This is a genomic window from Thermaerobacter nagasakiensis (assembly GCF_055396825.1).
The window spans coordinates 755,268-770,132 of sequence record NZ_AP043740.1; the positions used below are offsets into that span (position 1 = coordinate 755,268).

Here is a 14,865-nt window from a genome sequence, read left to right on the forward strand (position 1 = left end):
GGGGCGGGCGGCCTTCGATTTTCGTGCCACATTCGACTTTTGTGCCATAGGAGGGATTTTCCGGTGGACTTCCAGCAGATGATCCTCCGGCTCAACCAGTACTGGGCCGAGCAGGGGTGCGTGCTGGGCATGCCCTACGACGTGGAGACGGGGGCGGGCACCATGAACCCCCTGACCTTCTTCCGCGCCCTGGGCCCCGAGCCGTGGCGGGTGGCCTACGTGGAGCCGTCCCGCCGGCCCGCCGACGGGCGCTATGGCGAGAACCCCAACCGGCTCTACCAGCACTGGCAGTACCAGGTGATCCTCAAGCCGTCCCCGCCCGACGTGCAGGAGCTCTACCTGGGCAGCTTGAAGGCCCTGGGCATTGAGCCCCTGGAGCACGACATCCGCTTCGTCGAGGACAACTGGGAGTGGCCCAGCGGCGGCGCCTGGGGCCTGGGCTGGGAGGTCTGGCTGGACGGCATGGAGATCACCCAGTTCACCTACTTCCAGCAGGTGGCGGGTTTCGAGTGCAAGCCCGTGTCGGTCGAGCTCACCTACGGCCTGGAGCGCATCGCCACCTACCTGCAGGGGGTGGACACCGTCTTCGACATCCGCTGGGTCGACGGCGTGACCTACGGCGAGATGTTCCGCATGGCGGAGTACGAGCACTCGGCCTACAGCTTCGAGCATGCCGACGTGGACATGCTCCGCCGCTGGTTCGATGACGCCGCCCGGGAGGCCGCTCGCGCCCTGGACCAGGGCCTCGCCCTGCCCGGTTACGACTACGTGCTCAAGTGCTCCCACCTGTTCAACGTGCTGGAGGCCCGCAACGCCGTCAGCGCCAGCGAGCGCACCGCTCTGCTGGGGCGGGTGCGGGCCCTGGCCCGCAAGGCGGCCGAGGCCTACCTGGCCCAGCGGGAGCGGCTGGGCTACCCGCTGCTGCAGGCCGGAGCCTGGGGCGCCGGTCCCGCCCCCGCGGACGAACCGGCCTCCGGCCCGGCGGCGGGCTGATCCGGGCGGGTACCGGGGTTGACAGCGAAACTCGTCGGGGGAAGGAGCCAGGACCATGGAGCAGCGTGAGATGGACCAGTCCGAGATGGACCAGCGGCTCGATCTTCTGGTCGAGGTGGGGTGCGAGGAGATCCCTGCCGGCGACTGCGGGGAGGCCCGCCGCCAGCTGGCGGAGCGGGCCGGCACGGCCCTGGCGGAGGCGGGCCTGACGTACGAGGTGGTGCGGTCCCTGGGAACCCCGCGCCGGCTCACCCTGGTGGTGCAGGGGCTGTCACCGCGGCAGGAGGCCCGGGAGGAGTGGGTCCGCGGGCCGTCCCGGGCCGCGGCCTTCGGTCCGGGCGGCGAGCCGGCGCCGGCGGCCCTGGGCTTCGCCCGCAGCCAGGGGGTCGAGGTGAGCCAGCTGGTGGTGCGCCAGACCCCCCAGGGCGAGTACGTCTTCGCCCGCAAGGTCCACCAGGGGCGGCCTGCGGCGGAGGTGCTGGTGGAACTGCTGCCGGTCGTCCTGGGCGGCCTGGAGTTCCGCCGCACCATGCGCTGGGGGGCCGGCGAGCACCGGTTCATCCGCCCGGTCCACTGGCTGGTGGCCTTGCTGGGCGAGGAGGTGCTGCCGGTCTCCTTTGCCGGGGTGCGGGCCGGGCGCGAGACCTACGGTCACCGGTTCCTCCATCCCGGGGCGGTGGAACTGGCCTCGGCGTCGGAAAACGAGTACCGCCGCCGGCTGGCGGAGGCCTATGTGGTGGTCGATCCCGAGGAGCGGCGGCAGCGGATCGTGGAGCAGGCCCAGGCGGCAGCGGCGGCGGCGGGGGGCGAGGCCGAGATCGACCCCGAGCTGCTGGACGAGGTGGTCGACCTGGTGGAGTACCCGACGGCCTTCGCGGGCTCCTTCGCCGCCGAGATGCTGGAGCTGCCGCGGGACGTGCTGGTCACCACCATGAAGGTCCACCAGCGGTACTTCCCCGTGCGGCAGCCGGGCAGCGACCGCCTGCTGCCCTACTTCATCGCCGTACGCAACGGCGACGAGCGGCACCTCGACACGGTCCGGCGGGGCAACGAGCGGGTGATCCGCGCCCGGCTGGCCGACGCCCGGTTCTTCTTCCAGCAGGACCGCCAGCGGCCCCTGGTGGACCGGGTGGCGGACCTGGAGCGGGTCTCCTTCCTCCCGGGCCTGGGCACCCTGCTCGACAAGACGCGGCGGCTGGAGCGGCTGGTGGGCTGGCTGGCGGAGGGGCTGGGGCTGCCGGCCGAAGAGCGGCAGCAGGCGGCCCGGGCGGCCCGCCTGGCCAAGGCCGACCTGGTGACCGCCCTGGTCTACGAGTTCACGGAGCTGGCAGGCCGCATGGGGAGGGAGTACGCCCTGCTGGACGGCGAGCCGCCGGCGGTGGCCCAGGCCCTGGCCGAGCAGTACCTGCCGCGGGGCGGGGACGATGACCAGCTGCCCGCCACGCGGCCGGGGCTGCTGCTGGCCATCGCCGACCGGGTCGACACCCTGGCGGGCTGCTTCGCCGCGGGCCTGGAGCCCACGGGCTCCCAGGACCCCTACGGCCTGCGCCGGGCGGGGGTGGGCCTGCTCCGCCTGCTGGCCGGGCCCGCGGCGCAAGGGCCGGCGGGCCGGACGGGAGGCGGCGCCGGAACGCCCGCCGGCACAGGCGCAACCGGATCAGGCCACCCGTCGCTGCCCCCTCTAGATGTCCTGCTGGATCAGGCCCTGGCCGGCTACCTGCCGCCCGTGGCGTCGCCGGCGGTGGAGGTGCGGTTCGACCCGGGCGAGGTCAGGGCCAGGCTGCTGGACTTCCTGGTGGCGCGGCTGCGCGGGCTGCTGGCCGAGGCAGGTTACGCCCACGACGTCATCCAGGCGGTGCTGGCGGTCGACGCCCGCGACGTGCCCGGGGTCTGGGCGCGGGCCCGGGCGGTGGCGGACCTGCTGGCCTCGCCCCTGGCCGCCGATGTGCTGACCGTCCACCGGCGAGCCGCCAACCTGGCGGGGCGGGCGGAGGCGGAAGCGGTCGACCCGGCCCTGTTCCGGGAGCCCGAGGAGCAGGCGCTGCACGCCGCCGCCGAAGCGGCCGCCGGGGCGGTGCAGGAGGCCCTGGCCGTCCGGGATTACGGCGCCTACTTCCGGGCCATCGCCGGGCTGCGGCCCGCCGTCGACGCCTTCCTCGACCGGGTGCTGGTGATGGCGGAAGATCCGGCCCTGCGGGCCAACCGCCTCGCCTTGCTGAAGAGGGTGACCGGCCTGGCCGGCCGGGTGGCGGCCCTCGGGGAGCTGGCGGCCGGCGTCTAGCCCGGCCGCCGGCCGCTGAAGCCCGGGCCGCCGGCACCAGGGATTGGCGCCAGGATGTCCAATCCTGACACCCGATGGCCGGGGGAGGGGGAACCTGGTGGCAGAACCGGTGGTGTTCATCGTCTCCGATTCCCTGGGCGAGACCGCCGAGCTGGTGGCCCGGGCGGCCGCCAGCCAGTTCAACGGTCATCGTGCGACCTTCTACCGCTTCCCCTACGTCGATCGCATGGAGACCGTCGACGAGATCGTGGCGCGGGCCCGCCGCGAGCAGCGCAGCCTGATCGTCCACACCCTGATCCTGGAGGACTTGCGCCGGGCACTGAACGAGAAGGCCCAGGCGGCCGGCATCCCCGTGGTCGACATCATGGGGCCGATGATGGCGGCCTGGATGCGGGTGGCGGAGCGCCCGCCGCGGCTGCAGCCCGGCCTGCGCCACCGCCTGGACGAGGAGTACTTCCGGCGGGTGGAAGCCGTGGAGTTCGCCGTCAAGTACGACGACGGCAAGGATCCCCGCGGCCTGCTCCAGGCGGACATCGTGCTGCTGGGCGTCTCCCGCACCTCCAAGACGCCGGTCAGCATGTACCTGGCCCACCGCATGTACAAGGTGGCCAACGTGCCCCTGGTCCCGGAGGTGGAGCCGCCTCCCGAATTGTATAAGGTACCGCGGAACCGGCTGGTGGGCCTGATCATCCGCCCCGACGCCCTGCAGCGGATCCGGCGGGAGCGGCTCAAGGCCATCGGCCTCGGTGAGGACTCCAGCTACGGCAGCATGCAGCGCATCCAGGAAGAACTGGCCTACGCCCAGCGCATCTTCCGGGAACTGGGCTGCCCCGTCATCGACGTCACCAACAAGGCCGTGGAGGAGACGGCCAACACGGTGCTGCAGATCCTGGCGAAGGGGGAGCGCCATGAGCACGGGGACCGCTGAGCCCGCGGCCCAGCCCCAGGCGGCGCCGCGGCGGTGGGTCTACTTCTTCGACGAGGGAACGGGGGCCGGCCGGGCCCTCCTGGGCGGCAAGGGCGCCAACCTGGCGGAGATGACCCGCATCGGCCTGCCCGTCCCGCCGGGCTTCACCATCACCACCGAGGCCTGCAAGGCCTACCTGGCCGCCGGTGGGGCGTTCCCGCCCGGCCTCATGGAGCAGGTGGAGCAGCAGCTGGCGCGGCTTGAGGGCGAGATCGGCCGCCGGTTCGGCGATCCCGAGCGGCCCCTGCTGGTGTCGGTCCGCTCCGGGGCGCCCGTCTCCATGCCGGGGATGATGGACACCATCCTCAACCTGGGGCTCAACGACCAGGCGGTGCAGGGGCTGGCCCGGGAGACGGGGGACCCGCGCTTTGCCTTCGACTGCTACCGGCGGCTGATCCAGATGTTCGGCGACGTGGTGCTGCGGGTACCGGCCGCCCGCTTCGAGTACGCCCTGGAAGCCGCCCGGCAGCGGCGCGGCGTCCGGTTCGACCACGAACTGCCGGCGGAGGAACTGGAGCGGCTGGTGGCGACCTTCAAGGAGATCGTCCGGCAGGAGGCCGGTCGCGACTTCCCCCAGGACCCGCGGGCGCAGCTGGAGCTGGCCATCCGGGCCGTGTTCGACTCGTGGAACAACGAGCGGGCCAAGGTCTACCGCCGCATCCACAAGATCCCCGACGACCTGGGCACCGGTGTCAACGTGCAGGCCATGGTCTTCGGCAACACGGGCCCCGACTCGGGAACCGGCGTGATGTTCACCCGCAATCCCTCCACGGGTGCCCGCGAGCTGTATGGCGAGTACCTTCCTAATGCCCAGGGGGAGGACGTGGTGGCCGGCATCCGCACGCCGGAGCCCATCGCCCGGCTGAAGGAGCAGCGGCCGGCGCTCTACCGCCAGCTGGAGCAGGTGGCGGAGCGCCTGGAGCGCCACTACCGGGACATGCAGGACATCGAGTTCACCGTCGACCGTGGGCGCCTGTTCCTGCTGCAGACCCGCAGCGGCAAGCGGACGGCGGCGGCCGCCGTGCGCATCGCCTGCGACATGGTGCAGGAGGGCCTGATCGACCGGGATACGGCGCTGTTGCGGGTCGACCCCGACCAGGTGGCCCGCCTCTTGCACAAGCACGTGGACCCCAACGCGGCGGTCGAGCCGCTGGCCCAGGGCCTGCCCGCCTCGCCGGGGGCGGCGGTGGGGGCCATCGTCTTTGACGCCGATGAGGCGGAACGGCTGGGCCGGGACGGCCAGGCGATCATCCTGGTCCGGCCCGAGACCACCCCCGATGACATCCACGGCATCGTGGCGGCCCAGGGTGTCCTGACCAGCCGCGGCGGCATGACCAGCCACGCCGCCGTGGTGGCCCGCGGCATGGGCAAGCCCGCCGTCTGCGGCTGCGAGGCGCTGCGCATCGACCTCGAGCGCGAGGAGTTCCAGGTCGCCGGCCGGGTCTTCCGCAAGGGCGACGTGATCACCATCGACGGGGCCACGGGCCGGGTATTCGCCGGCCAGGTGCCGCTGGTGGAACCGGAGCTGTCGCCCGAGTTCCGGCAGCTGCTGGAGTGGGCGGACCAGGCTCGGCGCCTCCGGGTGCTGGCCAACGCCGACACGCCGGACGACGCCCGCCGGGCCCGGGAGTTCGGCGCCGAGGGCATCGGCCTCTGCCGCACCGAGCACATGTTCATGGGACCCGAACGCCTGCCCGCCGTCCAGCGCATGATCCTGGCCGAGACCCGGGAGGAGCGGGAGGCGGCCCTGGCCGAGCTGGCGGTGATGCAGCAATCCGACTTCGAAGGGATCCTGGAGGCCATGGCCGGGCTGCCGGTGACCATCCGCCTGCTGGACCCGCCGCTCCACGAGTTCCTGCCCTCCCTGGAGGAGCTGCTGGTGGAGGTGACGCGGCTGGAGCTGGAGGGCGGCGACCCGGCCCGGCTGGAGGAGCGCCGCGAGCTGCTGCGCAAGGTGCGGGCCCTGAACGAGGCCAACCCCATGCTGGGCCACCGTGGCTGCCGCCTGGGCATCACCTTCCCCGAGGTGTACGAGATGCAAGCCCGGGCCATCTTCCGGGCCACGGCCAACCTGCGGCGCCGCGGCGTGGACGCCCGGCCGGAGATCATGATCCCGCTGGTGGCCCACGTGCGGGAGCTGGCCTTCTTGCGGGAGCGCATCGAGGCGGTGCGCCGGGAGGCGGAGGCGGAGACGGGCCTGGACCTGAAGGTCCGGATCGGCACCATGATCGAGGTGCCGCGGGCGGCCCTGACGGCGGGCGAGATCGCCCAGGTGGCCGAGTTCTTCTCCTTCGGGACCAACGACCTGACCCAGACCACCTTCGGCTTCAGCCGCGACGACGCCGAGGGCAAGTTCCTCCACCACTACCTGGCGGAGAAGATCCTGCCGGAGAACCCCTTCGTGTCCCTGGACGCCGCCGGGGTGGGCCGGCTGATCCAGCTGGCCGTGGCCGACGGCCGCCGGGTCCGGCCCGACCTCAAGGTGGGCATCTGCGGCGAGCACGGCGGCGATCCGGCGTCCATCGCCTTCTGCCACCGGGCGGGGCTGGACTACGTCAGCTGCTCGCCCTTCCGCGTGCTCATCGCCCGGCTGGCGGCGGGCCGGGCGGCGGTGGAGGAAGGCGGCAGCGAGGGCGGCGGGGGCGAAGGGTGAGGCAGCCCCCATCGTCACCCAGGGCGAGGCAGCCCGGGTGGCCGTCCGGTTGGATCAGGTGACCTCCGATGCCGGTGCGGGCGGCGGGGGTGCGCCGTCTCCGGCTGGGGGCCGGCCCGTTCCACCCCTCGGGCCGGGTTCGGTGCCCGCCAGCAGAGCGATCACCGGCTCCACGTCCCGCTCCTGTACGAGAACGTACAGGTGGTCCCCGGGATGGAGCACCGTCCGGCCCCGGGGCGGGATCACCCGGCCGTCCCGCACCAGCATGGTGACCGTCGCCCCTCCGGGCAGGTTGACCTGGGAGAGGCTGCGCCCCGCCGCCGGGGCATGTTCGGAGACCTGCACGTGGATCAGGCCCACGGCGGGCCGGCCCACCGGCGCCAGCTCCAGCCGGGGCTCCGCAGGTCCCGCCCCCGGCGCGGCCAGCCCCAGCCAGCGGGCCAGGGGAGCCAGCGTGGTGCCCTGGACGGCCACCGATGCCAGGACGACGAAGAACACCACGTGGAACAGGTACCAGCTGTCTTCCAGCCCGGCGGCCAGCGGGACCGTGGCCAGCACGATGGGCACCGCGCCCCGCAGGCCCGCCCAGCCGAGGAACAGGCGCTCGCGCCAGTCGAAGTCCCAGGGCAGCGTGCAGATCCAGGTGGCCAGGGGCCGGGCGACCAGCATGAGGGCGCCGGTGATCACCAGGGCCCCGCCGGCAACCTCCGGCAACTGGCTGGGAAAGACCAGCAGCCCGAGGAGGACGAACATGCCCACCTGGGCCACCCAGCTCAGGCCCTCGTGGAACCGCACCACCGTGAGCCGGTACACCGGCGCGTAGCGGCTCATCATGAGCCCGGCCAGATAGACCGCCAAAAAGCCGCTGCCGCCCACCACCGCCGCCGCGCCGTAGGCCGTCAGGGCGACGCCCGTGCTCAACAGCATGTACGGGTAGCTGGATTCCGCGGCCAGGCGGTTCATGGCGACGGCTCCTGCCCGCCCGGCCGCCCATCCCGCCACGGCGCCGAACCCGACCTGCCGGACCAGCAGCGCCAGGCCTTCCAGGGGGGTGACCGGTTCGATCGCGATGCGGACGAACAGGTCGGTGAGAAAGATGGCCACCGGATCGTTGGTCCCTGACTCCAGCTCAAGGGTGGCGGCCAGCTTGCGGGGGAGCGGCGTGCGGCGCAGGATGGCAAAGACGGCGGCGGCGTCGGTGGAACCGACGATGGCGCCGATGAGCAGCCCATGGGTCCAGTCCAGACCGGGCAGCCAGGCCGCCGCCGCTCCCACCAGCGCGGCGGAGATGGCGACGCCGGCCGTGGCCAGGACCAGCCCCGGAGCCAGGACGGGGCGCAGCTCGCTCCACCGTGAGGCCAGCCCGCCTTCGAACAGGATGAGCGCCAGGGCGACGGTGGCCACCTGGTGGGCAAGGCGGGCGTTGTCAAAGTAGACCCAGCCCAGGACGTCGCTGCCGGCCAGCATGCCCAGGCCGAGGAACAGCACCAGGGCGGGGAAGGCGACCCGATCGGCCAGCCAGGTCAGCGCCACCCCCAGCAACAGCGCAATGCCCAGTCCCAGCAGCAGCAGGGTCAGGACGTCGATGGTTCCACCCCCTGGCGAGAATTCCCCCTGCCTTCCCGCAGGCGGGTACAGGCATAGGCCTGGCGGCCGGGCCTTGTGACCGGTCCCTGCGGCAGGGCTCCGTGCTCGGGTGTCGCGGCCGGTCTGTGCGGCCGAGCTCCGTGCTCGAGCCTCGTGACCCGTCCCTGCGGCCGGGTCCCTCGCACGGGCTCCGCGCCCGGTCCTAGGGCCCCGGCCCCATGCCCGGTTCCGCTGCCGCCTGCCCGTCCCCTTATCTTGTGGCTCGCGTCGCGGATCGTGCCGTGCCCGCGCTCAGCACGGCCAGGCCGGCGATACCGGCCACCGCCGATGCGGTCAGGACGCCGATCTTCGCCTGATCGAGGTAAGGGGTGCCGTCGAACGCCAGGCCCGCTATGAAGAGGGACATGGTGAAGCCAATCCCTGCCAGCAGGCCGGCACCGGCCATGGCGCTCCAGCCCGTGCCGGCCGGCAGGGAGGCCCAGCCGGCGCGGACAGCGAGCCAGCTGGCGCCCAGGAGTCCGGCGGGCTTGCCCAGGAGCAGGCCAAGGAACGCGCCCATGGTGACACGGCTCGGGGAGGCGGCCTCCAGCGATACTCCCGCCGTCAACAGCGCGAACAAGGGCAGGATGGCATAGGTCACCCAGGGGCTCAGCATGTGTTCAAGGCGGTGAAGGGGACCGGCCGCCGCGTGGGCCGGCGTGGTCCCACTGCCGGCCGGGCCGCCGGTGCCGCGGGCCGGCACGTTGCCCTCCGTGGCTTCCATGGGGACGGTCAAGGCCAGGAGGACGGCGGCGACGGAGGGACTGATCCCCCCCTGGAGCGAGCCGTACCATGCCAGGAGACCGAAGAGCAGATACACCGCCAGGTGCTGGCCGCGGGCCAGGCGGCCGTAAGCGAGGGCCCCTGCCAGCGCCACCGCCATGAGCAGCAGGGGACCGGGCTGGAGACCCCCGCTGTAGAACAAGGCAATGACCAGTACGGCCCCCAGGTCGTCGACGATGGCCACCGCGGTGAGGAAGACCTTGAGCCCAACGGGCACCCGCGGGCCGAGCAGGCTGAGGACCCCGAGGGCGAAGGCGATGTCGGTGGCCATCGGGATACCCCACCCCGGTGCGCCGGGCCCGCCGGCATTCACCACGCTGTAGATCGCCGCCGGAACCACCATCCCGCCCACTGCCGCGATGACGGCCAGGGCGGCCCGGCGCGGATCGGCCAGCTCTCCGGCCAGCAGTTCCCGCTTGATCTCGAGACCGACCGCGAGGAAGAAGATCGACATCAGCCCGTGCTTCACCCACTCGGCCAGGGTCATGTCCAGCTCCATAGACCCGAGCCGCAGCGCCACCGGGAGTTCCTTCAGGGCCCGATAGGCTTCATATGCCGGCGAGTTGGCCCAGATCATGGCGATGACGGCACAGGCGATGAGGAGGATCCCGGCCCCCGCCTCGCTGGCCAGAAACTCCTGCCATGCGCCTGGCACCGGCCGGACGCGGCCCTTGCCTCCCGTCACCGGCTACCACCTCCTGACGATTCGCTCCCACCGCTTCGTCATGGACCGGAGAAAGGACGTCACGAGAGACGCGCGAGCCAGGCCCTCTCGCCGGGGACCAGCCTGGGGCATGGAAGCGCCGTGGGGAACCACACCATAAGATACCGGAAAGACACCGTTGTGGCCAGCCTGGCCATGTGGACGGTGGCGAAGCGCAAAAGTCCCCGCCAATAACGCTTCATCACACGATATCACCGTCAATCTCGCTCGCGCTCTGCGGAAGCACTGCCGGGCAGCTCCAGGGCCGGGGGCGGCGCGAAGGGACGGCCGCCCATCACCCCCCAGCCCGCCGCAGCATGTATGGGTTGGGGAGGGAGGCACCGTGTTCGTCCATCTCGGCAGTCTTGCCCAGATTGCAGGTGCGGATTGGGTGCGGCGGGGCCTGGAGCTGGTTCCGCCCGCCGACGCCAGGATCCTGGCGCGGCGGTGGGGCCTGGACGGGGGGACGCCCCGATCCATTGCCGAACTGGCCCGGGAAGAAGGGGTGCCCCCCATCGCCATGGTGAGGCGGCTGCAGGAAGCGGAGCGGCGCCTCCTCCGGGCCATGGCGGCAGCCCGGCCGGCTGCGGCGCCGGGCAGCGGTCAAGGTTCTTCGCCCGGGGTGGAGACGCCCGGAGCCTCCCCGGGTTCGCGGGCCACGGCACGGCCCCCCGCCCCGGCAGCCCGCGGCGCGGCGGGGACCGGCCCGGGACCGGGCGGCCGCCCGGGACCCGGACAGCCGGGACCCGGGCAGCCGGGTTCTCAGCCCCGCCGGAAGGCCGCCACGGGATCGGCGACCGGCACCGCGTCGGCCAGGAACGCCTCGCCGTAACGCACGCCGATGCGCAGGCCGTAGTGCCGGGCACGGACGGTGGCCGCCTCGAGGTAGTCCTCGACCCCGAAGTACTTGTGGTCGATGGGGGCCGTGGGCTCGACGAACTGGCTGGCGAAGGTCCGCATGGCCTGCAGCTTCCCCTCGAAGGTGTCCGTGATATCGACGACGAAGCTGGGTTCGACCCACTCGTTGACGGGGAAGAAGAGCAGGGCGTCCACCAGGTGGTACGGCTCGCCCAGATCCAGGTTGCGCAGGGCCGCCTGGAACACGGCCCGCCGCACCAGGGCCCACGCCCCCCGGTGGTCGGGGTGGCGGTCGTCGCCATGGTGGGTGAAGACCAGCCGCGGCCGGCAGCGGCGGATCAGGGCGGCCAGCTTGCGGCCCAGGGCGGGGGAGTCTTCCACCCGGTTGTCGCCCAGGTGGAGATTGAGGCGGAAACGGGCGCCGTACACCCGGGCGGCGGCCGCCGCCTCCTGGGCCCGCCGTTCCGGGGTGCCCTTGCTGCCCAGCTCCCCCCGGGTCAGGTCGATCAGGCCGATGCGGTAGCCGAGCCGGTGCAGCTTGACCAGGGTGCCGCCCATGCCGATCTCGGCGTCGTCCGGGTGGGCGCCGATGACCAGCACGTCAACGGGCTCAGGCTCGGCGGCCGGGGCCGGCGCCGCAACCTGGGCCTTGACCTCCGGCTCGGCCCGGGGTTCGGCATGGGGGTTGGCCTGGGGGCCAGTCGGGCCGGCCGGTGCCGCTCCCGTTCCCGGAGTCCCGGTGCCGGCAGTTCCCTGGGATCCGGGTTCCGCGGCTGCACTACCCGCCGGTTCGTCTTGTGCGTCTTGGGTGCCGTGGACACCTCGTCCAGGCGCGAAATCTGCCACAGCCCTCTCCTCCCGTTCCGATGCCTGGAATCGTTCCGGCGTCTAATGTGCGGAATCCCCTGACCCGGTGCCCATCCCGGGTGCTTCCCGGGCACTCCTGCCGTCTGGTTCTTCCAGGGCGAGTCGTTCCAGGGCGGCCAGCGCGGCCCAGGTGACGAACCCGGCGCAGGTGGCGAAGGCAGGGCCGGTGCGGACCTGCCCCGTCGCCGCGTCCACGGTCTCGCAGGCGAAGCCGCTGTCCATGGGGGCCCGGGCCAGCCATCCCAGGTACTCCCGCCGCCCGGCCAGCAAGCCGGCGGCCACGCTGAGCAGCCAGGGATGGCGGGCGTGGGGGCAGGTGGGGGTGGCGAAGGGTCCCGCCGGCGGCCCGTAGGGATTGTGCGCCGAGTAGATCCACCGCACCGTGTTGGCGAGCACCGCCGCCACGTCCAGCGGGTCGTCCGGCCGGCGGCGGGCGAAGCCGTAGGGGCCCAGAAGCTCCAGCGTGCCCGGCGGCTCGTCGTACAGCACGGCGCCCGCGCCGCCGGGCCCGGCCACGGCCCAGGCAAGCTGGGGGCCCCACGGCCCGGGCACCACGCAGTGGGCCAGCACGGCCCGGCGGGTCTGCGCGGCCCGCCCGGCCAGCCAGGCGGGATCCGGGCTGCCGCCCGGATGGCGGGTGGTCCGGGTGCCCGCGGGTCCGGTGCCGGCGGGTGGGGCCACTCCGGGCCGAGAGGATGCCAGGGCGCTGAAGGCAGCACCGGCGGTGGAGGCGGGCGCGATGTTCGGGGCGGCACCGGCGCCCGGGGTGTGGCCAGCCGCCGAGGCGCGACCGGCGCTGCCGGCGGCGAGGGTGGGGCGCCAGGGCACCTCTGGCCCCACGGCCACCGGGAGTACGGCCACCGCGGAGGCATCCCCATGGCCTGGTGCGGCGGGCCGGTCCCGGCGGGCCTGGGTCCGGGCCGATGCCCGGGCCAGGTCCTCCAGCGCCTGGGCGTAGAGGGCGTTGTCGTAGGTCACGAAGGGCGCCTGGGCCGGGTCGTCCGACGGCAGCAGGAAGGTGGCGACGAGCCCCGTGGCCTCATCCCGCCGGGCCTCGGCCGCGGCCAGGACGGCGGCCAGTCCGGCGGCGACGGCCGGTTCGTCGAGGATGGAGGCGTCGCCAGTGGCCTCCAGGTACCGGGCCAGGGTCAGGGGCCAGGCCGCAGCCTGGTCCAGCTCCCAGCCCGGATAGAGGACCGTGCCGTCCAGGTACTGGCTGTGCTCCCCCGGGTAGCGGGTGTAACGGGCGAAGGCGGCCACCAGGATCTCTCGGGCCAGGTCCGGGTCGGTGGATAGCAGCGCGGGAAAGGCCCAGAGCAGGCTGTCCCGTGTCCAGTGGGCACCGCTCACGTAGTAGCGCGGGCTGCGCGAGGTGAGCAGGACCCAGTCGTCCCCGTCCAGGGTCCGGCCGTGGGCGTAGAACAAGCTGAACCAGAGGTTGCGCCGGAGGCGGTCTTCCAGAGCACGGGCTTCCGGCGGGCTGAGCAGGCCCAGGGCGACGGCCCGGTCCAGGCCGGCCCGGCGCAAGGCGGCCCGGCGCCAGGGGGGCAGGGCGGGTTCGGGCGCCGGTGCCACCCGCTGGCGGTCCCCGTGAGGTTCGACCGGGTCCTGCTCGCCTGCCGCCTGCGGCCGGTTCCTGTCCCGCTGGGGCCGAAAGGGATCCCGGGCGGCCAGCCACTGCAGGGTGGCGTCCAGCAGCCGCTGCCATCCCACCCGGGCCAGGTGCACCGCCGTGGTGGCGGCGCCGTCGGCTTCGGGCGCCACCCCGCCGTACACGATGAGCTCCTCGGCGCCGGGGGGTGACCAGAACACCCAGCCATCGCCGCCCGCCTCCCGCGCGGGTGGATCGCCTGCGGCCGAGCGCAGGGCCAGGGCTGCAACGGGCACCGTGCCGGGAGCCTCCCAGGCCAGAGCCCTGGTCCAGCGGTAGGGGAAGGGCCCGGCATCACCGGCCAGGGGCCGCCGGTGGTAGACCGTGCGGTACACGGTCCCCGGACGAACCAGCAGCCCCAGGCGCACCCCCGCGGGCAGCGGGGGCCGCTCGCCGGAACCGGCCGCCGGGAAGAGGCGCAGGGCGACGGCAAAGCCCCGCTGGCCGGCCGGGGCCAGCCAGGTGACCTCCAGGCGCCAGTCCGGCAGGCCGGGGAGGTTGATGTGCCACTGGGGCACCCAGCCCTCCAGGTAGTGCAGCTCGGGGCTGGCCGGGGACGGGAGTTGCTGGGGGGCACCCCCGATGGTCTCGGGGCTTTCGGAACCAGGAAGGCGACCGGCAGGGCGGTCGCCGGCCGCCGCGGCCGCAGACACCCTTGGGCCGGACGTGACCGGGCCGTCGCCGGCTCCCGCCGCGGTCGCCCTTGCGGCGGTGGTGGCGGGGCGGTCGCAGGCCCCCACCGCCGCAGGCGCCCCCGAAGCGGTCGTCGCCGGGCCGTGGCGGGCCCCCACCGCGGTAGACGCTTCTGCGCCTGTCGTACCTGGGCCGGCGGCGGCCGCCCGGCCGCCTTCCGGCGCCGGCGGCCACAGGCGCCGGCCGTCCTGCTCGACCACGGGCATGAGCAGGGGACCGGGCGCCTCACCGGTCCCTGGACCCTCCGCCGGGCCGTGGCCGTCCCCGTGCCCGGGCTGCCGCCCCACCGGGGCTCCGGTGAACTCGATCAGGGCCCGGGCGACGCCGCTCAGCACGCCCACGGACCGCGCCGCCGCGGTGGCCGGGTCGAGGTCCGGCAGGGACACCCAGAAGTTCCCCGTCACCGCCACGGGCTCCACCGCTGCCAGCTCTTCCGGCACGGTGAGGATGGGGGAGCCGGGCAAGAGCGGCTCGCTGGCACCGTCCCGTGGCCGCTTCTCCGTACCCGGCCGCGATCGCCCTGCGGGCTGTGGTCGTCCTGTGCCTTGCAATGGCGGCCCTCCCCCGCCCCTGCCCCGGTCATGTCCCGGCGGCCACGGGGCTCCTGGCGCTCAGTGACGCAATGGCGGGACGGAACCCGCCCGGCAGCCTTTCGCCGGGGGCCGGCGGGGATCCTCCGCCGGGACCCGGTGGGGATCCTCCGGCCGGGGCCCTGTGGCGTGCCTCCGGTCCGCACCCGCTTGACCCCGGGAGTCACCCTTGGTCCCACTAACCTTGATCCCACTCAAGG

At 73.6% G+C, this 14,865-nt stretch carries 8 protein-coding genes; 4 read left to right on the plus strand and 4 right to left on the minus strand.

The genetic code is table 11. The features are described 5' to 3' along the window. Positions 1–63: 63 nt before the first annotated feature. The 4 genes from glyQ (at position 64) to ppdK (ending at position 6,894) form a co-directional block, all read left to right on the plus strand. Positions 64–993 carry a glycine--tRNA ligase subunit alpha gene (glyQ, locus tag ACZ5T9_RS03345; protein WP_464833839.1) on the plus strand — a complete coding sequence of 310 codons (930 nt, stop codon included), beginning with the start codon at positions 64–66 and terminating at the stop codon, positions 991–993. A 55-nt stretch (positions 994–1,048) separates the two neighbouring features. Further along, the gene (gene glyS, locus ACZ5T9_RS03350; RefSeq protein ID WP_464833840.1) at positions 1,049–3,274 is read left to right on the plus strand and encodes a glycine--tRNA ligase subunit beta; all 2,226 of its coding nucleotides are present in this window, start codon (positions 1,049–1,051) and stop codon (positions 3,272–3,274) included. Between the two features lie 97 nt (positions 3,275–3,371). Then, positions 3,372–4,202 (plus strand): pyruvate, water dikinase regulatory protein, encoded by an 831-nt coding sequence (locus ACZ5T9_RS03355; protein ID WP_464833841.1) that lies wholly within the window; start codon positions 3,372–3,374, stop codon positions 4,200–4,202. Beyond that, complete coding sequence (gene ppdK, locus ACZ5T9_RS03360; protein WP_464833842.1) at positions 4,183–6,894, plus strand: pyruvate, phosphate dikinase; 2,712 nt, start codon at positions 4,183–4,185, stop codon at positions 6,892–6,894. The genes ACZ5T9_RS03355 and ppdK overlap by 20 nt, the downstream gene beginning before the upstream one ends. Positions 6,895–6,948: 54 nt before the next feature. Here ppdK and ACZ5T9_RS03365 read toward each other — a convergent pair whose 3' ends face one another. The 4 genes from ACZ5T9_RS03365 to ACZ5T9_RS03380 all read right to left on the minus strand — a co-directional run bounded on the left by ACZ5T9_RS03365 (position 6,949) and on the right by ACZ5T9_RS03380 (position 14,626). Then, positions 6,949–8,427 carry a potassium/proton antiporter gene (locus tag ACZ5T9_RS03365; protein WP_464834385.1) on the minus strand — a complete coding sequence of 493 codons (1,479 nt, stop codon included), beginning with the start codon at positions 8,425–8,427 and terminating at the stop codon, positions 6,949–6,951. Between the two features lie 304 nt (positions 8,428–8,731). Continuing rightward, positions 8,732–9,988, minus strand: coding sequence for a Na+/H+ antiporter NhaA (nhaA, locus tag ACZ5T9_RS03370; RefSeq protein WP_464833843.1), 1,257 nt, complete (start codon positions 9,986–9,988; stop codon positions 8,732–8,734). Positions 9,989–10,768: 780 nt separating this feature from the next. Next, a complete protein-coding gene (gene bshB1 / locus ACZ5T9_RS03375; protein ID WP_464833844.1) occupies positions 10,769–11,710 on the minus strand; it encodes a bacillithiol biosynthesis deacetylase BshB1 in 942 nt (313 codons plus the stop codon). Positions 11,711–11,752: 42 nt separating this feature from the next. Beyond that, the gene (locus ACZ5T9_RS03380; RefSeq protein ID WP_464833846.1) at positions 11,753–14,626 is read right to left on the minus strand and encodes a hypothetical protein; all 2,874 of its coding nucleotides are present in this window, start codon (positions 14,624–14,626) and stop codon (positions 11,753–11,755) included. Positions 14,627–14,865 lie beyond the last annotated feature (239 nt).

Coding starts and splice junctions, on each gene's coding strand:
- glyS (WP_464833840.1), top strand. CDS start 1,049: ATGGAGCAGCGTGAGATGGACCAGTCCGAGATGGACCAGCGGCTCGAT.
- ppdK (WP_464833842.1), top strand. CDS start 4,183: ATGAGCACGGGGACCGCTGAGCCCGCGGCCCAGCCCCAGGCGGCGCCG.